Source organism: Streptomyces sp. NPDC056373, assembly GCF_042262425.1.
Classification (GTDB): domain Bacteria; phylum Actinomycetota; class Actinomycetes; order Streptomycetales; family Streptomycetaceae; genus Streptomyces.
In genome coordinates, this window is the sequence record NZ_JBHJPX010000002.1 from 299,395 (window position 1) to 317,845 (window position 18,451).

Below are 18,451 nucleotides of genomic sequence, written 5' to 3' on the forward strand. Positions count from 1 at the left end.
GCTGCCGGGGCGTTGCTCACCGTCAGGGAGTTCAGCGCGCCGACGTCCGTATGAACGAGGCGGCCCTTTCGCCGATCATGATGGCGGGAGCGTTCGTGTTCCCGGTGACGAGGGTCGGCATGATCGACGTGTCCGCCACGCGCACGTTATCGAGGCCGTGCACGCGGAGTTCGTGGTCGACGACCTTGCCCATCATGCAGGTCCCCGACGGGTGGTAGAAGGAGAACGACTGCGTGCGGATGAAGTCGTCGATGTCCTGGTCGCTGTCCGACAGCGGGGCGAGCCCGGCGTCGGCGGCCGCACGCAGGTCCGCCTGCAGCAGGGACGTCAGCCGCTTCTCACGGGCGATGCGCATGCACAGCCGGACGCCCTCGCGCAGCCGCCGGCGGTCGTCCGGGTCGGCGAGGTAGTTGTGGAAGATGCGCGGCTTGGCGTACGGGTGGGAGTGCCGCAGCCGCACCGAGCCGCGGCTCGCGGGCCGTGCGACGTAGGGCCCGAACGACATTCCCGGCTCCAGCGGCGCGGCAAGACCTTCGTCACGGACGATGCCCAGCGCGGCGTGGACCTGGATGTCCGGGGCGGGGAGGTCGTCGCTGGAGCTGAAGAAGCCGCCGGTCTCGTTCCAGGCCATCGGGCCGGTGCCCTGCTCGCGCAGGAGCCGCTCCTCCGCGGACGTGTCCGGTCCCAGGAGCGGCTCGGTGTCGCTGAAGAAGCTGATGAAACACCCGGTGTGGTCCTGCATGTTCCTGCCCACGTCCGGCAGGTCGTGCAGGGGGGTGATCCCTCCCTCGGTCAGTTCGCCGGCCGGCCCGACGCCTGACTGGAGAAGCAGGTGGGGCGAGTTGTAGGCCCCGAGGGACAGCACGATCTCGCGGTCGACCTGGATCGTCCGGACGGTGCCGAGGTGGTCGACCTCCAGGCCGGTGGCCCGTGAGCCCTCGAAGCTCAGGCGCAGCGCGAGGGTCGAGGGAAGCACGGTGAGGTTCGGACGGCCCGCGGCGGGCTCCAGGAACGCGATCGCGCTGCTGCACCGCAGGCCGTTGCGCTGCGTGACCTGGTGGTAGCCCACGCCCTCCTGGTCAGCCCCGTTGAAGTCCGGGTTGTACGTGTGGCCCGCGTCCTGAGCCGCCTCGACCCATGCCGTCAGCAGCGGGTGGACGGAGTTGGGGTTGCTGACGGTGAGGGGACCGCCGACGCCGTGGAAGTCGTCGGCTCCCCGCTCGTTGTCCTCGGACTTCCTGAAGAACGGCAGGACGTCGTCGTAGCCCCAGCCCGGGTTCCCGAGCCGCTCCCAGGTGTCGTAGTCGTAGCGGTGTCCGCGGACGTACAGCATCGTGTTCATCGAGCTGGTGCCGCCGATCGCCCGGCCGCGGGGCAGGTAGGCGCGGCGCCCTCCGAGCTGCGGCTCGGGGTCCGTCTCGAAGTCCCAGTCGAACGCTGTCTTGAGCTGCTGCGAGAACAGGGAGGGGATCTCGAAGAGGCGGCCCTTGGCCGGGGGCCCCGCCTCGATCAGCGCGACCGTGACATCGGGATCCTCGGACAGCCGGGCCGCCAGCGCGCAGCCGGCCGAGCCGGCCCCGACGACGATGTAGTCATACGATTCCCTGTCCATTGCGCCTCCATGGAAGTCCGGTCGCCCTGATCGGCGGCGTGGCTCCTGGAGACGCTAGAGACGCCGGGCACGCCCTGCCCATGCACGAGGTGAGCAACTCAGGCGGCATTCGTTACCCATTCCGTGCATGTGCTCCATCCATGCCGCTGCTTAGGCTCTCCTGGAACAAGGGCACCACTTCTCGCCCTCCCGCACCCGAGCGCCCAAGGGATTCCGACTCATGTCCCACCCGGTCCGTCAGGATTACACACCCCCGGAGCTCCGGCCCGAGGCCCTCGTTTCAGTCGGTACCGCCGAAGAGATCAGCACCGATGTCCTGATCATCGGCTCCGGCATGGGCGGGTCCTCGCTGGCCTGGGCGCTGAAGGACTCCGGTCTCGACGTACTCGTCGCGGAGCGGGGCCGTTTCCTTCCCCGTGAACCCGAGAACTCGCAGCCGGCCGAGATGTATATCAAAGGCCGGTACAAGAACGCCGGCTACTGGTACGACGGCAGCACCGGCAAGCCGTTCGCGCCGGGTGTGTATTACTGGGTGGGCGGAAACACCCGTTTCTACGGCGCGATGCTGCCCCGATTCCGGCGCAGTGACTTCACCGAGGTGGAACACCACGAGGGCGTCTCGCGTGCCTGGCCTTTCGATTACGACGACCTGGAGCCCTTCTACACCGTCATGGAGCATCTGCTCCAGGTGCACGGGCAGACCGGCGAGGACCCGACCGAGCCGCCCCGCTCCAAGCCCTACCCGTATCCGGCGCTCCAGCACGAACCGGAGATCGAGCGGTTCTCCCGGTCGCTGCGCAGGCAGGGCCTGCACCCGTTCCACACGCCGAACGCGCTGAACATCAGCACGCAGGCCGATCGCGCCGCCGTGACGACCGCCGACGGCTGTCCGGACGAGACGGGTATGAAGTCCGATGCCGAGAACCGGCTCCTGCTCCCCGCGCTGCGCGACGGGGTGAAGATCCTCACGGGTGCGGAGATCACCCGCCTGATCACCTCCCCCGACGGCCGCAAGGTCGTCGCCGCCGAGGCACGGCACGAAGGCCGCACGGTCCGTATCAACGCCAAGACCTTCGCCCTCGCCGGAGGTGCCGTCAACTCGGCGGCGTTGCTGCTGCGTTCGGCCGACGACGCGCACCCTGAGGGTCTCGGCAACTCGACAGGGCTGCTGGGCCGCAACTACATGGTCCACAACAGCACGTTCTTCGTCGGGGTCAACCCGCTGCGGACCAACCCCACGCAGTGGCAGAAGACGCTCGGTCTGAACGACTTCTACGAAGCAGGACCGGGAACGCGCTTCCCTCTCGGGAACCTCCAGATGCTGGGCAAGCTGCAGGCCCCCATGCTCAAGCCCGCGCGTGCGTGGGCACCGACATGGGCCCTGAAGTTCATGGCGGCCAGGAGCCTGGACATCTACCTGACGACCGAGGACCTCCCGTCCCGGAACAACCGGGTGCGCGTGGACGGCGACCGCATCCTCATCGACTGGACGCCGACCAACCTCGCGCCCCACCACGAACTCGTGCGCCGGGTGACCCGGGCGGTCCGCAAGTCCGGCTATCCGCTGATCTTCACCCAGCGCATGGGCATCGAGACCAACTCCCACATGTGCGGAACGGCCGTGGCGGGTGACGACCCGGCGGAGAGTGTGCTCGATCCCCTGTGCCGCAGCCATGACGTCGAGAACCTCTGGCTGGCCGACTCGTCGTTCTTCCCGTCCTCCGCGGCGCTCAACCCGGCTCTGACGATCGGGGCGAACGCCCTGCGCATCGCCCCGTCCCTCGCCAGGGCGACGAAGGACTGACGTCGCAGCGGCGGGCCCACCCCGGGTCGGTCCGCCGCGGGCCAGGCCTGCCGCAGGTCAGGTCCGCCGCAGTGTCGGCTTGCGCAGCAGGTCGTTCCCGCGCACGGCCAGTTGCAGCCGCTGCTGGTTGCTGACCTGCGTGAGGTCGAGGCCGAGGATCTCGGAGAGTTTGTCGAGGCGGTGGTAGAGGGTGCGCCGCTGGATGAAGAGGTCGTCCGCTGCCCGCGCCTTGTTGCCACCGCAGTCGAGGAACGTGCGGAGGGTGGGCAGCAGAGGGTTCTTCGCCAGTGCGTCGTGCTCGAGGAGCGGACCGAGTTCGTCCTCGACGTAACGTCTGAGCTCGGGTCCTTCGGAGAGGGCGACGAGGAGGCGCAGCGCTCCGAGATCGTCGAAGTGGCGCACTTCCGTGGTCGAGGCCGCCGCGGCGACGGACGCCGCGCTGCGGCTCTGGCGCAGCGCCAGCGGAAGCACCGCGGGCTCCACGATGCGGCTGATGCCACCCCGTACCCCGTGATCGGCCAGCAGGGTCTGCACCTGGCCGGCGTCGGCGCGGGTGGGCAGGCCCACGACCGCCACGTCGAAGTCTCCGGTGTCACCCACGACGGCGGGCCAGCCGGCCTCCTCCAGAAGGCCGGCGAGGATGTGGTCCTTGGCGGGCTCCTCGTCTCCCGCCCATGCCGTGACGACGACCAGGTCCCGCCCACGCAGGTCCTGGCCGAGCGCCAGGCTGAGGGTCACGAACCGCTCCCCCGTGACGTCGCCGAGGAGCAGCCGGTTGAGCAGCGCCGTCTGGCGCTGGGACGCGCGGGCGCCGCTCTCCCGCTCGCTCAGCAAGGAGATCGCCACGGCCGCGGCGGCGCGCTCCAGCGTGCGCAGTTCGGGCGGGCTCGGCTGCCTTCCGCCGTGCAGAAGGTGCAGCCACCCCCACGACTCGCCCCGGAGCACCACGGGCTGGCGGGCGCACGGCGCGACCTCGCGGAACGATGCCGCCGAGGCGGTCGGGGCCTCGGGGCGCTGGGCCGCGAGCGAGGTGTGGCGTTCGTGGATCGCCCGGGAGTGCGCGCTCCACTCGTCCACGACCCGGTCGGCCTCCGGCGTCGCGCCTCCGTACGCCAGCATCTGATGGGCGACGTCCTCCAACACGACGGGGTGCCCGGTGCGACGGGCCAGTTCCCTGACCACGCCGACGTAGTCCTCGTCGGCCAGGAGGAGATCCATGAACGCCTGGCTGGTGGCCTCCTCGGCGATCAGCTGTTTGACGCGCATGCCGACCAGGACCTCGTGGACCTGGGCCGAGGTCTCGACGAAGGGAATCTCGTCGGCGAGTCCCACCAGGGGCAGGCCGACCGCCTCCGCCTCCTCGATCACGGCCTCGGGCATGGCGTCGAACATGCGCCCGGCCAGTTCGATGACGAGGACGGCCGCGTGGGCGTCCGCGAGCCGTCGGATGAAGGCACGCTGCTCGAACGGTGTCGCGCCCATGCCGAGGCCGGCCGTCAGGAGCATCTCCTGACCGGTGAGGAAGCGATGGATGTCCGGGATCTCACCGGTGTGCACCCAGCGCACGGGACGGTCGAGATTCCTCTCCCCCGCGTACACACGCACGGCGGTGCGGGTGAACACCTCGAGCTCCAGTGCGGCGCGGACAGTCAGGACTTGAGCCATGATCCTCGACCTCGTTGTGTGCAGAACCCCCGGCCAATATTGCACACACTGTGCCTGTCGTCCCACCCCGCGTTTACCCAGACTTCAGGGCAAGCCCGCAGGCACGACCCCGTGCAAGGAGTGCAGAGTGTCAGCCCAACACAAGACCATCAAGGCTCCTGTCGCCGTGAAGACGTCGCGGACCAGCCGTCCGGAAATCGTCGAGACCGTCGCGGACGTGATCGCCGACGTACGGGCCAACGGCGACGCCGCCGTGCGCCGCTGGTCGCAGAAGTTCGACGACTGGAGCCCGGAGTCCTACCGTCTCGGTCCGGACCAGATCGCCTCGGTCGTCTCCTCCGTCCCCGAGACGGTCCTCGACGACCTGCGGTTCGTCCAGAAGCAGGTCCGCGGCTTCGCCCAGGCGCAGCGGGACTCCCTCACCGACTTCGAGGTGGAGACGCTGCCCGGCGTGTACCTGGGGCAGCGCAACATCCCCATCGGCGCGGCCGGCGCCTACGTGCCCGGCGGCCGCTACCCCCTCACCGCGTCGGCCCACATGACCGTCCTGACGGCCAAGGTCGCAGGGGTCGGACGGGTCGCCGCGACGACTCCGCCGGACCGGGGCGCGCCGCCGCCCGTCAGCATCGCCGCGATGCATCTGGCCGGCGCCGACGAGATCTACGTGATGGGCGGTGTCCAGGCCGTGGCCGCCCTGGCGCTGGGCACCGAGACGATCGACGCGGTCGACATGCTCGCCGGCCCCGGCAACGCCTACGTGGCGGAGGCCAAGCGCCAGCTCTTCGGCGAGGTCGGGATCGACCTCTTCGCCGGGCCGACGGAGGTACTGATCGTCGCGGACGACACCGCGGACCCGTTCGTGGTCGCCACGGACCTGCTCTCCCAGGCCGAGCACGGGCCCGACTCCCCGACGGTGCTCATCACGACGTCCGAGGAGGTGGGCAGGCAGACCATCGCCTGGGTGGACAAGCTGCTGCCCGGCCTGCCCACGGGAGAGGTCGCCGGGCCTGCCTGGCGCGACCACGGCGAGGTGATCGTGGTCCCCACCCTGGACGCCGCCTACGACCTCGCCGACGAGTACGCCAGCGAGCACGTCCAGATCCTCACCTCCGAGCCCCGCGAGGCGCTGCACCGGATGCGCAACTACGGCGCCCTGTTCCTCGGGGACAAGACCTGCGTCGCGTACGGCGACAAGGTGATCGGCACCAACCACGTGCTGCCCACCCTGGGAGCGGCCCGCTACACCGGCGGCCTCTGGGTCGGCAAGTACCTCAAGACCATGACCTACCAGGAAATCAGGGACTCCGGGTCCAGTGCCCGGCTCGGCGAGATCTGTGGCAGGGCCTCGCGCATCGAGAACTTCGAGGGACACGCGCGCTCGGGGGACGTCCGCGCCGCGCGCTACGGATCGGCCCGTCTGGACTGGACCGACCACACCTTCGAGCAGAGCTGAACCGCGATGGCCCATCGCGACTTATGCCGGACCGCATACGCAGCACGGCAGCCGTTCGACAAGGAGCATTTCCCCCTCGACCCACGGAGATCGTCATGTCAGCTACGGACAACGAGGCGCAAGCGGCGCCCACATCCACCCCCGGCGGCCCCTCGGGCGGGACCTCGGCCCCCGTCTCGTCGACCGAGGACGCGGAACTGCTCGCCGCGCTGGGCTACGAGCAGAAGTTCGACCGGAAGGTCAGCCTGTGGGGAAACTTCGCCCTGGGCTTCGTGTACCTCTCGCCCCTCGTGGGCGTCGTGTCCCTCTTCGCGGTCGGTCTGGCGACCGCCGGCGGACCGTCCATCTTCTGGATAGGCATCGTCGGAGCGGGGCAGTTCCTGGTCGCGCTGGTCTTCGGTGAGGTCGTCTCGCAGTTCCCGCTCGCGGGCGGGCTCTACCAATGGGTCCGAAGGCTGTGGAACGGGCGTTATGCCTGGTTCAACGCGTGGATCTACATCTGCACCATCACCATCGGCATCACCAGCACCGCACTCTTCAGCTCCGACTTCCTGGCCAGCCTCTTCGCCGGGACCGCCGACGCGCCCGGCATCAGCTCCACCCCCGCCCAGCGCCTGTGGATCGCGATCGGCATGACCGTCGTCTGCCTGATCTGCAACTGTTTCGGCACCAGGACCCTGGCTCTGATCTCGAAGATCGGACTCGCCGCAGAGCTGATCGGCATCGTTCTCGTGGGCCTCTACCTGCTGATCTTCGAACGGCACAACTCCGTCTCGATCTTCTTCGAGGCCAGCAGCTCCAACCACGACAGCTACGTGATGGCCTTCATCGCCGCCTCGCTCGTCGGACTCTTCCTCTTCTACGGCTTCGAGGCGTGCGGCGAGATCGCGGAGGAGGTTCCCAACCCCTCCCGCAGCATCCCGCGGGCCATGCAGCTGACCGTGGCCGTCGGTGGAGTGGCCGCGCTCCTCGCGTTCGTCGGGTACGCCCTCGCGGCTCCGGACCTCGGCTCGATCCTCTCGGGCAAGGACACCAACCCGATCCCCTCGATCCTGCAGGCCTCGCTCGGCGTCGTGGGCACGAAGGCGGTGCTCACGGTCATCATCACGTCCTTCATCGCGGGTGTGATGAGCCAGCAGGCCGCCGCCAGCCGGATCGTCTTCTCCTTCGCCCGCGACGACATGTTCCCGGGATCCCGTGTCTTCTCGAAGATCTCCCGCAAGCACCGCGTGCCCATGAACGCGCTGCTGGCCGTGAACGTCGTCCCGCTGCTGATCTTCGTGTTCGTCTACTACTCGCCCGACTCCCTCACCAAGATCGTGGCGTTCCAGGTGCTGGCCGGATACGCGGCGTTCATGATGGTCGTACTGGCCGCGCTGCGGATGCGCCTGAAGGGCTGGCGTCCCGCCGGAGCCTGGACGCTCGGCCGCTGGGGCTTCGTGGTCAACGTGGCGGCCCTGATCTACGGCGTGCTCGGGATGGTCCTCCTCGCCCTGCCCGCCGGCGGCGCGGGAACCTCGCTCCTGGACCAGTACATCGCACTCGTCGGCTTCCTCGTCGTCGCGGCCGTGGGTCTGGTGTACCTGCTGGTCATGAAGCCGGAGCGCAAGTCCACCGCGCCGGAAGGCGACGCGATGGAGGTGGCCGAGATTCTGCGCAGCCGCGCCGCGGCCCTGACCCGTACGACCGGAGGGAACAACGCATGACCCGCGTCCTGTATCTGTACGGAGGCTGGCCGGGGCACAAGCCCTACCAGGTGGCCGAGGAATGGGCCCTCCCGATCTTCAAGAACCTCGGCTTCGACGTCGACGAGACCAACGACATCTTCGCGCTCGACGCCGACCTCACCGGCTACGACCTCATCGCGCTCAACTGGAACAACGCCCTGCTGTCCGAGGGGCTCACCGCCGCCCAGGAGTCGAACCTGCTGGGGGCTGTGGAGAACGGCACCGGGATCGCCGCCTGGCACGGCGCGGCCGCCGCGTTCCGCACCAGCCTCAAGTACCACTGGCTGCTCGGCGGCAGCTTCCTCGAACACCCCGCGGGCGAAGGCGTGAAGTACCCCTACGAGGTCACCGTCACGGACACCGGCCACCCGATCACCGCCGGCGTGAAGGACTTCCGGGTCGCCTCGGAGCAGTACTACATGTCCGTCGACCCCAACAACCACGTCCTGGCCGAGTCCACCTTCACCGGTGAACACCTGCCCTGGCTGGAGGGAAAGACGATCCCTCAGGCCTGGACCCGCACCTGGGGACAGGGCCGCGTCTTCTACAGCGCGGTGGGACACGACCTCGACGACCTCCAGAACCCGGACGTCACCCGCCTGTGCGCACAGGGTTTCGCCTGGGCCGCCCGCAAGGACGCCTGACCCCCCTCGAACCGAGCTGATTGGGAGCACACCATGCCTGTCCTCACCGGAGGCCAGATCGTCGCGCGGACCCTGCGCAACTACGGGGTCGACGTCGTAGCCGGCATCCCCGGCCACGGCATCTGGTCACTGACCGACGCCTTCCTCGACGACGAGTCCAGGATCCCCTTCATCCAGACCTTCCACGAGCAGAGCGCCGTCCACCTCGCCGACGGCTACTACCGCGTCACCGGCCGCCCGCAGGCCGCGGTGACCTCCATCGGCGCCGGCGCGAGCAACACCGTCATCGGCATGGGCACCGCGTTCACGGACTCCACCAGCGTCCTGGTCGTCACCGGCGGCCCGCCGACCCACATGCGCGGCCACGGACTGCTGCAGGAACTCGACCGCTACACGGCGAACGACTTCCCCAAGGTGGCCGAGGCGGTCAGCAAGCGGCACTGGGTCGTCACCCGGGTCGAGGAGCTCCCCTTCGTCCTGCACCGCTGTTTCAACTCCATGCTGACCGGTCGTCCGGGCCCGGTGCACCTCGAAGTCCCCATGGACGTACAGGCCGAGGCCGCGAACGTGGACCTCCACGACCTGGAGCGGCGCATCCCCGTCGGCCGCCAGCACCCCGACCCGGAGGCCATCGACCGCGCCGTGGACGTGCTGCGGGCGGCCACCCGGCCGGTCATCGTGGTCGGCGGCGGCGCGATCACCTCCGAGGCCTCCGACCAGGTCCTCGCGCTCGCCGAGCGGTGGCAGATCCCCGTCGTCACCACGTGGAACGGCAAGAGCGCCTTCCCCGAGGACCACGAGCTGTTCGCCGGCAGCGTCGGCCAGACCGGCACGATGACCGGCAACGCGATCGCCAGCTCCGCCGACGTCGTCATCTCCGTCGGCTGCCGCTTCACCGACTGGTCCGCCTCCAGCTACGCCAAGGGCATCAGCTTCTCCATCCCGCCGGCGAAGCTCATCCACATCGACATCGACCCGCACGAGATCGGCAAGAACTACCCCGCCGAGGTGGGCATCGTCGCCGACGCGCAGCGCGCCGTGGCGGCCATCGTCGACTCCCTGCCCAGCAAGGGCGTCGACCGCTCCGAGTACCTCGCCGAACTCGCGAGCCTCAAGCAGGACTGGGAGGACAAGCTCGCCGGCCGCCGCGACAGCGACCGTTTCCCGTTCACCTCCCAGCGCCCGCTCGGCGCCCTGCGCAACGTGCTCCCGCGTGACGCGATCATCGTCGCCGGGTCGGGCAACACCCAGGGAGCGGTCAAGCAGACCTTCCCGGTCTACTCGCCGCGCACCCACCTCACCTCCGGCGGCTTCTCCTCCATGGGCTGGGCGATCCCGGCCGCCGTCGGTGCCAAGCTCGCCCGGCCGGAGAGCCCGGTCGTCTGTGTCCTCGGCGACGGCGACTTCCTGATGACCTCCCAGGAGATCGCACTGAGCGTCACCGCCGACGCGCCGGTGATCTTCGTGGTCCAGAACAACGCGGGCTACATGTCGATCCGCGGCGGCCAGCGCAAGCAGACCTCGCGGCACATCGGCACGGAGTTCTCGCACCCCGACGGCTCGCCGTACAGCCCCGACTTCGCGGCCATGGGCCGGGCCTTCGGGATCGAGTCGTACAAGGTCAACGACTCCGACTCCCTGGAGCCGACGCTGCGCAAGGCGGTCCAGTCCGGGGCCCCGGCCGTGATCGAGGTCCCCACGGACCGGGACGCCGCGGGCCCGTGGGTGCCGGGCTGGTGGGACTTCCCGATCCCGGCGTACATCACCGACGAGCGGCAGGACGAGTACGACCGCATCAGGGCCACGGAGCAGCACCTCTGAGACGGGCCCAGGCCCGGTGACTCCTACCGCCCGTGCAGCCGAGACAGGCCGCACGGGCGGTAGGGCCTGCGCAGCGGACGGTCCGTCAGACGGTCCGGACGACGGTGCCGCCGGCCTCGAGTGCGGTGACTTCCCCGGCGGCCGCGGTGGTGTCCGTGACGAGGGTGTGCAGCAGGGTCGCGGCACCGATGTGGGCGTAGGCGGTGTGGCCGAGTTTGCTGCCGTCGGCGGCGCCGATGACGCGGCGGGCGGAGGCGATGCCCGCCTTCTTCACCGCCGCGTCGTCGAGGTCGTAGGCGGTCAGGCCGTCGGCCGCGGTCAGTCCGCAGCAGCCGATGACGGCGGTGTCGAAGCGCAGGGCCGCCAGGGACGCGAGGGTGAGGGGGCCGGTGAGGGCTCCTTCGCCGGCGCGCGGCTGTCCGCCGGGCACGACCAGTGTGGCCGGGCCGGGTGCCTCGGCGACCAGGTGGATGGCCTGCAGGGACAGGGGCATCACGGTGACGGGCCGCTCGCGCAGGAGGCGGGCGACCTCCAGGCAGGTGGTGCCGCTGTCCAGCAGGACGCTCTCGCCGTCGGCGATGCGTGCGGAGATCTCGGCGGCGATCCGGCGTTTGGCGTCGACCGCCTCGTGGGCGCGCAGGGCGAAGGGGGGTTCCTCGCCCCGGAGCAGCAGGGTGCGCGCGCCTCCGCGGACGCGTTCGAGGACGCCCTGGGCGGCGAGGGTGTCGAGGTCGCGCCGGATGGTCATCTCCGAGGCGCCGGTCAGCTCCGCGAGTTCCTGGACCGTCGCGCCTCCGGCGTCCCTGACGACCTTCGCGATCAGCCCGTGCCGGTCTGCGTTGCTCATACCGCGATTGAACACCACTGTGAAATGAACAACAAATCTGTTCGTTACATAGGTCTTCGAACATCTCAGATGTTCGTTACGCTGGGCGCTATGGAACGTTCCCTGCGAGCCGCCCGCGTGGCGACCTATGTCTACTTCGTCCTGTACGGCACCTTGCTGGGTACGTGGGTGGTCAACATCCCCGCCATAGAGGAGCGCGTGGGCATCAGCCACGCCGCGCTCGGCGGCCTGCTGGTGGTGCTCGGGCTCGGAGCCTTCGCAGGCATGCAGGTGGCGGGTCCGCTGACCGACCGGCTCGGCACCCGCGTCGTGGTTCCCGCCGGCGGCGTCCTCTGCGGCACGACCCTGTTCCTGCCCGGCCTCGCCCAGGATCCGTGGACGCTGGCCGGCGCGCTGCTGGTCTTCGGGCTCTGCAACGGCTGCCTGGACGTGAGCATGAACGCCCATGCGGTGTACGTGGAGAAGGCGTACGGCCGCCCCGTCATGTCCGGCTTCCACGCCACGTTCTCCGTCGGCGGTGTCCTCGCCGCACTCGCCGGAGCGGGCGCGGCGGGCGCGGGCCTGCACCCGGCCGCGGGCATGGCAGCCATGGGAGCCGTGGGCGTCGTGATCTCCCTGGCCTCGGCCCGTGCCCTGCTGCCCGCCGCTCCCGCCGTCGAGAGCCCCGCCTCCGCGGAGGACACCGGGACGTCGCCGGCCGCCGAGCGCGGCGGCACCACGGGCCGGGTCTGGCTGCTGGCCGTCCTGGCGCTGATGGTGATGCTGTGCGAGGGCGCCGCCAACGACTGGAGCGTGCTGCACATGAAGGACGTCCTGGGGGCGTCCGCCGGTACGGCGGCCTTCGCGTACGGCACCTTCGCCGCGGCCATGACCGTCGGCCGGCTCCTCGCCGACCGCTTCGCCGCCCGGTTCGGTTCGAGGGCGATCCTGCGCCACGGCGCGGTCATGGCCGCCGTCGGCATCACCCTCGTGATCGTCGGCCCGTGGCTGTGGGCCGTGTTCGCCGGCTGGGCACTGTTCGGCCTGGGCCTGTCCGGCACCGTCCCCCAGCTGTTCAGCGCGGCCGGGCACGCCGACCCCGCCGCCGCCGGGGCCAACGTCTCCCGCGTCGCAGGCCTGGGCTACGTCGGCATGCTCGCCGGCCCCGCGGTGATCGGCTGGCTGACGCACGTCGTCGCCCTCAACCACGCCTTCGTCCTGCTGGCCCTGCTGTGCGTGACCACCGCCGTGGGCGCCCGCGTCCTGCGTACCGGACCCGACCGCACCCGCCGGCGCGAGATGGCGGCCGACACCCCCTGACCGCTTGTGCGGCACGGTCCCTGACAGCCGTGCCGCACAAGCTCTCCCTTCCCCGGTCGCCCGAGGCCGGAGACTCAGCCGACCGAAGGAGCCCACGATGCCCGAGTCCCCCGCACACCCCGCCCATGGCCCCGTCGGTGTCATGCTGCCGCTCGATCTCCCCGTCACCGAGGTGCTGCCCTATGTCCGGCGTGCCGAGGAGCTGGGGTTCGACCAGGTCTGGGTGGTGGAGGACCTCGGCTGGCGCGGCGGTGTCGCCCAGGCCGCCACCGTCCTGGCGGCCACCACGAATCTCACCGTGGGGATCGGCATCATGCCCGCCGGCGCCCGCAACGTGGCCTTCGCCGCGATGGAACTGGCCACCCTCGCCCAGCTCCACCCCGGCCGGCTCATCGCGGGGATCGGCCACGGCATGCCCGGCTGGATGCGCCAGGTCGGGTCCTGGCCCGAGAGCCCCCTGACGCTGATCAAGGAGTATGCCGGAGCGCTGCGCCTGCTCATCGCCGGCGAGCCCGGCCCCGAGAACGGCCGGTACGTCCGCTGCGAGGGCGTGGTCCTCACCGAGATCCCGGACACCGTGCCCCCGGTGATCCTGGGTGTCCGCGGCCCCAAGTCGCAGGCGGTCGCGGGCGAGGTCGCCGACGGACTCCTCCTGGCCGAGCCCGCCGCACCCGGCTACATCACCGCTTCCCTGCGCAACCTGGGCCCCGCCGCCGCGAACTCCCCGGAGATCGTCGTCTACGACGCCGCCGCCGTGGACGACGACGAGGAAGCCGCCCTCACCCGCGTCCGCGCCGCCCTGGAGCAGGTCGGTGAGCCCCAGTGGGCCGCCCACATCGACCCCCTGCCCTTCGCCGGGGAACTGCGCGCACACCGCGCCGCGAGCCCGGACGCCCAGCACTTCGCCAGGACGATGCCGGCCGAGTGGGTCCGCGCGTTGAGCATCGCCGGCACCCCCGGCCAGGCCCGCGCCGCGATCGAGGCCCGTCACGCGGCCGGCGCGACCAGCGTCGTCCTCGCCCCGGCGGGCCCCGACCGCCTGGCCGCGCTGGACTCGCTCGCCCGCGCCCTGCCCCACCGGCACTGACCCGAACGCCCCCGACACCCCAAGGGAACGGACCCCATGTCCACCGACCGCCGCCGCATCGTGCTCTTCGACCTCTTCGGGGTCATAGCCCGCCACCAGCGCCCGGGCGCCCTGGAGAAGATGGCCGCCCGCTGTCACACCTCCACCGAGGACTTCACCTCGGCCTACTGGACCCATCGCCCGCCCTACGACGCCGGCCTGCAGACCGCGTCCGCGTACTGGACCGACGTGCTGCACGCCCTGTCCCGCCCCGCCGACGCCGGCACGATCGAGGAGCTGCGGCTCACCGACATCGACAGCTGGTCCCGCGTCGACGAGCGCATGGTCGCCTACGTGCGGAACCTGCGCGAGCACGCCCGGGTCGCGCTGCTCTCCAACATCCCCGCGGACCACGCGGACGCCTTCCTCGCCGCCCAGCCCTGGCTGCACGACCTCGACCACCTCACCTTCTCCGGGAGGATCGGCGCGGCCAAGCCCGACCCGGCCGCCTTCCGGCACTGCGTCATCGCGCTGCGGGCCGCACCCGCCGACTTCCTCTTCGTCGACGACCGCGAGGAGAACGTCCGCGCGGCGCAGGCCGTCGGCATGGACGGGCACGTCTTCACCGGCCAGGACGAACTGGCGGCCGTCGTCGACGCGTGGCTGCCCGGGGGCATCTCATAAAGCGAGACATGAATACCGAAAAACAAGACGGCTGACATCGTTGCATCACCCATGTTTCAAACGTGAAAGACCGAGCGATGCCCGCACCAGCCACCGGTTCAGCCCCCACGCCCGTCAACCCGCGGTCCCGCGTGCTCGTCGCCAGCCTCATGGGCACGACGATCGAGTTCTACGACTTCTACATCTACGCGACCGCCGCGGTGCTCGTCTTCCCTCAGCTCTTCTTCCCGAGCAGCGACCCGACCACCGCGCTGCTGTCCTCCTTCGCGGTCTTCGGCGCCGCGATGGTGGCACGTCCGGTCGGTGCCGTCGTCTTCGGGCACCTCGGTGACCGGCTCGGCCGCAAGAAGACACTCGTCGTCTCGCTGCTGACCATGGGCATCGCCACGTTCCTCATCGGGGTGCTGCCCACCTACGCGCAGGCCGGCTGGCTGGCCACCGCCCTGCTCGTGCTCATGCGGCTCGCGCAGGGCTTCGCACTCGGCGGCGAGTGGAGCGGCGCGGCCCTGGTCGCGACCGAGAACGCCCCCAGCGGCAAGCGCGCCCTGTACGGCACCTTCCCGCAACTGGGCGCCCCGCTCGGCTTCATCATCGGCAACGGCCTGTTCCTCGTCATGGGCGCGCTGCTGCCGTCCGCGGCCGGCGCCGACCCCTCACAGCCCTCGGACGCCTTCGTCAGCTGGGGCTGGCGCGTGCCGTTCCTGTTCTCCGCGGTGATGGTCGCGATCGGCCTGTGGGTGCGCTCCCGGCTCGTCGAGTCGGCGGTCTTCGCCAGGACCCGCGAGTCGGGCGGGGTGCAGCGGCTGCCGCTCGCCACCGTGGTGCGCGGCCATGGAAAGCAGTTGGTCCTGGGCACCTTCATCATGCTGGCGACCTACGTGCTCTTCTACCTGATGACCACGTTCTCGCTGAGCTACGGACGCGCCGCGACGGACGCCGCCGTGCCCGGACTCGGTTACGACTACACCACGTTCGTCCTCATGATGATCTTCGGTGTGCTGTTCTTCGCCGCGTTCACCCTGGCCTCGGGTCCGCTCGCGGATCGGTACGGGCGGCGCACCGTCCTGATCTGGATCACCGCCGCGATCATGGTCTTCGGACTGGTCTGGGTGCCGCTGATCGATCTCGGCACCCTCGGCGTGGTGCTGTGGCTCGTCCTCGGCTTCACCCTGATGGGCATGACGTTCGGACCGATGGGCGCGCTCCTGCCCGAGCTGTTCCCGACCAGCGTCCGTTACACCGGCTCCGGCATCTCGTACAACGTCAGCTCGATCCTCGGGGCGGCGGTCGCCCCGTTCATCGCCGTGGCGCTGTGGGAGGCGGGGGACGGCTCGCCGTGGCTGGTCGGCGTCTACCTCTCGGCGATGGCGGTACTGACGCTGATCGCGCTCCTGCTCGGCAAGGAGACCAAGCACGCCTGTCTGGACGACGGCGAGGCCGCCTCCACCGACGACGCGACCCGGACCCGGGCGGGTTCCCCCGCATCCTGAAGCCCCGCCCTCGAACCGACCCTCGAACCGACCGGCGCTCACCACCGCCGGGTCGCGAGCCCCCTCGCGCCCGGCGTACGGCCACCGTCGCGGGGCATAACAACAGCCCCACGATCCAAGGGGACTTCACCCCACCCGCACCAAGGGAGCCCCCATGCTGCGCGGCATCGACGTGAGCGCCTATCAGTCCTCCTCCTACAGCACCGACGGTCTCTCCTTCGTCTTCGTCAAGGCGACGGAGGGGCGGTCCTACGTCAACCCCAAGCTGGCCGCCCAGACCAAGCGCGCACGGGACGCCGGGCTGGTCGTCGGCTTCTACCACTTCCTGTGGCCCGGCAACCTGACCGCCCAGGCCGAGTACTTCCTCGGCAAGGCCCCGGACCGGGCGGGCGACATCCTCGCCGTCGACTGGGAGACGACCGGTGAGGGAACGCACGCGAGCAACGCGGAGAAGGACCGGTTCCTGCGGAAGCTGAAGGAACTGCGCCCGGACAACCGGGTGATCCTCTACGCCAACCGCGACTTCTGGCTGAACGTCGACACGACGTCCTACGCGGGCGACGGCCTGTGGATCGCCGATTACGTCTCGGCGGGCAAGCCGCGCATCAAGGCCCCGTGGCGCTTCCACCAGTACACCGACGACCCGCTGGACAAGAACGTGGCCCGCTTCGCCGGCAGAGCGGCACTGCGGGAGTGGGCCGAGGACGCCTGACCTATCCGCTGAACCCCGGGGTGCGTTCCGGGGACGCCTCCGACAGGGCCTTGGTGACCTCGGCCGTGCCGGCACGGAGGCCGTAGACCGGCGTGTCGGGCTGCTGGCGCCAGGAGTCGTCGATGCCGCCGGCGTCCACCGTGTCGAAGCCGAGGGCGTCGATGAGATCCCGTACCTTGCGCTTGGCCTGCTCGTCGTCGCCGGCCACCGGGAGGGCCATGCGGTCGGGGTCTCCGGCCGGGAGCGGGCGTTCCAGGATGTCCTGGGCGTAGGTGCCGTTGAAGGCCTTGACGACCGCGTGGCCGAGCCCGCGTTCCGTCCAGCGGCTCTCGGTGAGGCCCTCGTCCTCGATGCCGGCGATCCTGCCGTCCCGCTCCCGGGGGTAGTAGTTGCCGGTGTCGATGACCGCGACACCGTCCGCCGCCTTGTCGAGGAGACCGGAGGGCAGGTCCGGGACCGCCTTCAGCGGGATGGTGATCACGACGATCTCGGCACCCTGCGGCGCCTCCTCGACCGTCACGGGCGTCGCGCCGGTCTCCTTCGCGAGGGCCGTGAGGGTGTGCGGGCCCCGGGAGTTGGCGACGGACACGTCGTGGCCGAGGGCGGTGAGCCGCCGGGTGAGGTTGCCGCCGATGTTGCCCGCTCCGATGATGCCGATCTTCATGTCCTCGCCTCGTCCTTCCGGAGATGAACAGCGCCTCGTGGACTGCTGATGCCCACGGTCAACCTCCGGGGCGGGTGGGCTATTCCGGCGTGGGGGCAGGCGCGAACGGGTCCTCCAGTTCCCCGCGCAGCACCTCCGCCGCCGCCTCCGCGTCCCCGTCCGCCACCGCCCGGACGAGCTCCTCGTGGGCCCCGTCACCGGTGCTCGGGTCGTGAGCGCGCAGGCCGGTGAGGGCCAGGAGTTCGATCAGGCCCTCGCGCAGGACGGGGGTGAACTCCGTGAACAGGTCCGCGAGCACCGGGTTGCGGGCGGCGGCGATCACGGTGGCGTGGAAGGCGATGTCCGCGTCGACGAAGGCCGCGTCGTCGGCGGTGGCGGCGGCGCGGCGGCCCTCCAGCGCCGCCCGCAGCGCCGCGATGTCGTCGTCGGTGCGGCGGCGCGCGGCGAGCCGGGCCGCGTGGACCTCGACCGCCATCCGGACCTCGTAGACGTCGGTCACGGCGGCCCGGCGCAACCGCGTGGGCCAGTCCTCGACCGGCTCGGTCGCGAGGACGAAGACGCCGGCGCCCTGGCGTGGCCGCACCAGCCCCGCACCCGCCAGGGCGCGCAGCGCCTCGCGGACGGTGGAGCGGCCGACGCCCAGTTCCTTCGCCAAGGTCGTCTCGCCGGGCAACTTGGTGCCGACGGGCCAGTGGCCGCCGGTGATCTGCTCGCGCAGCCGGGCGGCGGCCTGCTCGACCAGGGGGCTGGGGCGGACGGCGCCGAGCGGCATGGGCTTCACCAACTTGTCTGAGGAGTGGAAGGATTCTACCGAGGTTTCACTTGTCTGAGGAGCTGAGGAGTGGCTAGCGTACGGCGCATGACGTTCCGCGGTCTCCTTCTTCTCGGCTGCCGCGGCGGGGCCTGACGCGACCGGCACCCCGCCGCGGGACGCCGTGCCGCCGGTCACCGTCCGACCGAGCC

Annotated in this window: 15 protein-coding genes; 10 read left to right on the forward strand and 5 right to left on the reverse strand. The window is 70.5% G+C overall.

The features are described 5' to 3' along the window. Positions 1–31 precede the first annotated feature (31 nt). Complete coding sequence (locus tag ACFCXS_RS05325; RefSeq protein ID WP_376641733.1) at positions 32–1,612, reverse strand: GMC family oxidoreductase; 1,581 nt, start codon at positions 1,610–1,612, stop codon at positions 32–34. Positions 1,613–1,832: 220 nt separating this feature from the next. Here ACFCXS_RS05325 and ACFCXS_RS05330 point away from each other — a divergent pair, with 220 nt between their 5' ends. After that, a complete protein-coding gene (locus ACFCXS_RS05330; RefSeq protein ID WP_376641734.1) occupies positions 1,833–3,416 on the forward strand; it encodes a GMC oxidoreductase in 1,584 nt (527 codons plus the stop codon). 57 nt (positions 3,417–3,473) lie between these two features. On the opposite strand, the gene ACFCXS_RS05335 is transcribed toward ACFCXS_RS05330, so the two are convergent. After that, complete coding sequence (locus tag ACFCXS_RS05335) at positions 3,474–5,081, reverse strand: PucR family transcriptional regulator (protein ID WP_376641735.1); 1,608 nt, start codon at positions 5,079–5,081, stop codon at positions 3,474–3,476. A 127-nt stretch (positions 5,082–5,208) separates the two neighbouring features. On the opposite strand from ACFCXS_RS05335, the gene hisD reads away from it, so the two are divergent. From hisD to ACFCXS_RS05355, 4 genes are all read left to right on the forward strand, one after another. Next, positions 5,209–6,534, forward strand: coding sequence for a histidinol dehydrogenase (gene hisD, locus ACFCXS_RS05340; RefSeq protein WP_376641736.1), 1,326 nt, complete (start codon positions 5,209–5,211; stop codon positions 6,532–6,534). Between the two features lie 95 nt (positions 6,535–6,629). Next, the gene (locus ACFCXS_RS05345; RefSeq protein WP_376641737.1) at positions 6,630–8,240 is read left to right on the forward strand and encodes an APC family permease; all 1,611 of its coding nucleotides are present in this window, start codon (positions 6,630–6,632) and stop codon (positions 8,238–8,240) included. Continuing rightward, positions 8,237–8,905: a ThuA domain-containing protein gene (locus ACFCXS_RS05350; RefSeq protein WP_376641738.1), complete on the forward strand. Its 669-nt coding sequence runs from the start codon at positions 8,237–8,239 to the stop codon at positions 8,903–8,905. The genes ACFCXS_RS05345 and ACFCXS_RS05350 overlap by 4 nt, the downstream gene beginning before the upstream one ends. A 33-nt stretch (positions 8,906–8,938) precedes the next feature. Then, positions 8,939–10,726 (forward strand): thiamine pyrophosphate-binding protein, encoded by a 1,788-nt coding sequence (locus ACFCXS_RS05355; RefSeq protein ID WP_376641739.1) that lies wholly within the window; start codon positions 8,939–8,941, stop codon positions 10,724–10,726. An 85-nt stretch (positions 10,727–10,811) separates the two neighbouring features. Here the strand turns inward: ACFCXS_RS05355 and ACFCXS_RS05360 are convergent, their stop codons facing one another. Beyond that, a complete protein-coding gene (locus ACFCXS_RS05360; RefSeq protein ID WP_376641740.1) occupies positions 10,812–11,573 on the reverse strand; it encodes a DeoR/GlpR family DNA-binding transcription regulator in 762 nt (253 codons plus the stop codon). 90 nt (positions 11,574–11,663) lie between these two features. Here ACFCXS_RS05360 and ACFCXS_RS05365 point away from each other — a divergent pair, with 90 nt between their 5' ends. The 5 genes from ACFCXS_RS05365 to ACFCXS_RS05385 all read left to right on the forward strand — a co-directional run bounded on the left by ACFCXS_RS05365 (position 11,664) and on the right by ACFCXS_RS05385 (position 16,824). Beyond that, positions 11,664–12,872: an MFS transporter gene (locus ACFCXS_RS05365; protein WP_376641741.1), complete on the forward strand. Its 1,209-nt coding sequence runs from the start codon at positions 11,664–11,666 to the stop codon at positions 12,870–12,872. A 97-nt stretch (positions 12,873–12,969) separates the two neighbouring features. Continuing rightward, the gene (locus ACFCXS_RS05370) at positions 12,970–13,959 is read left to right on the forward strand and encodes an LLM class flavin-dependent oxidoreductase (RefSeq protein ID WP_376641742.1); all 990 of its coding nucleotides are present in this window, start codon (positions 12,970–12,972) and stop codon (positions 13,957–13,959) included. A 36-nt stretch (positions 13,960–13,995) separates the two neighbouring features. Beyond that, on the forward strand, positions 13,996–14,622 hold the full coding sequence (locus ACFCXS_RS05375; protein ID WP_376641743.1) for an HAD family hydrolase: 627 nt from the start codon (positions 13,996–13,998) through the stop codon (positions 14,620–14,622). A 77-nt stretch (positions 14,623–14,699) separates the two neighbouring features. Then, the gene (locus ACFCXS_RS05380; RefSeq protein ID WP_376641744.1) at positions 14,700–16,112 is read left to right on the forward strand and encodes an MFS transporter; all 1,413 of its coding nucleotides are present in this window, start codon (positions 14,700–14,702) and stop codon (positions 16,110–16,112) included. 154 nt (positions 16,113–16,266) lie between these two features. Continuing rightward, positions 16,267–16,824, forward strand: coding sequence for a glycoside hydrolase family 25 protein (locus tag ACFCXS_RS05385; protein ID WP_376641745.1), 558 nt, complete (start codon positions 16,267–16,269; stop codon positions 16,822–16,824). Between the two features lies 1 nt (position 16,825). Here the strand turns inward: ACFCXS_RS05385 and ACFCXS_RS05390 are convergent, their stop codons facing one another. Both ACFCXS_RS05390 and ACFCXS_RS05395 read right to left on the reverse strand, forming a co-directional pair. Further along, entirely contained in the window at positions 16,826–17,686 is an 861-nt protein-coding gene (locus ACFCXS_RS05390) for an NADPH-dependent F420 reductase (protein ID WP_376641746.1), read from the reverse strand. Further along, on the reverse strand, positions 17,568–18,260 hold the full coding sequence (locus tag ACFCXS_RS05395) for a FadR/GntR family transcriptional regulator (RefSeq protein WP_376641747.1): 693 nt from the start codon (positions 18,258–18,260) through the stop codon (positions 17,568–17,570). Before ACFCXS_RS05395 ends, ACFCXS_RS05390 begins: the two co-directional genes overlap by 119 nt. Positions 18,261–18,451: the final 191 nt, after the last annotated feature.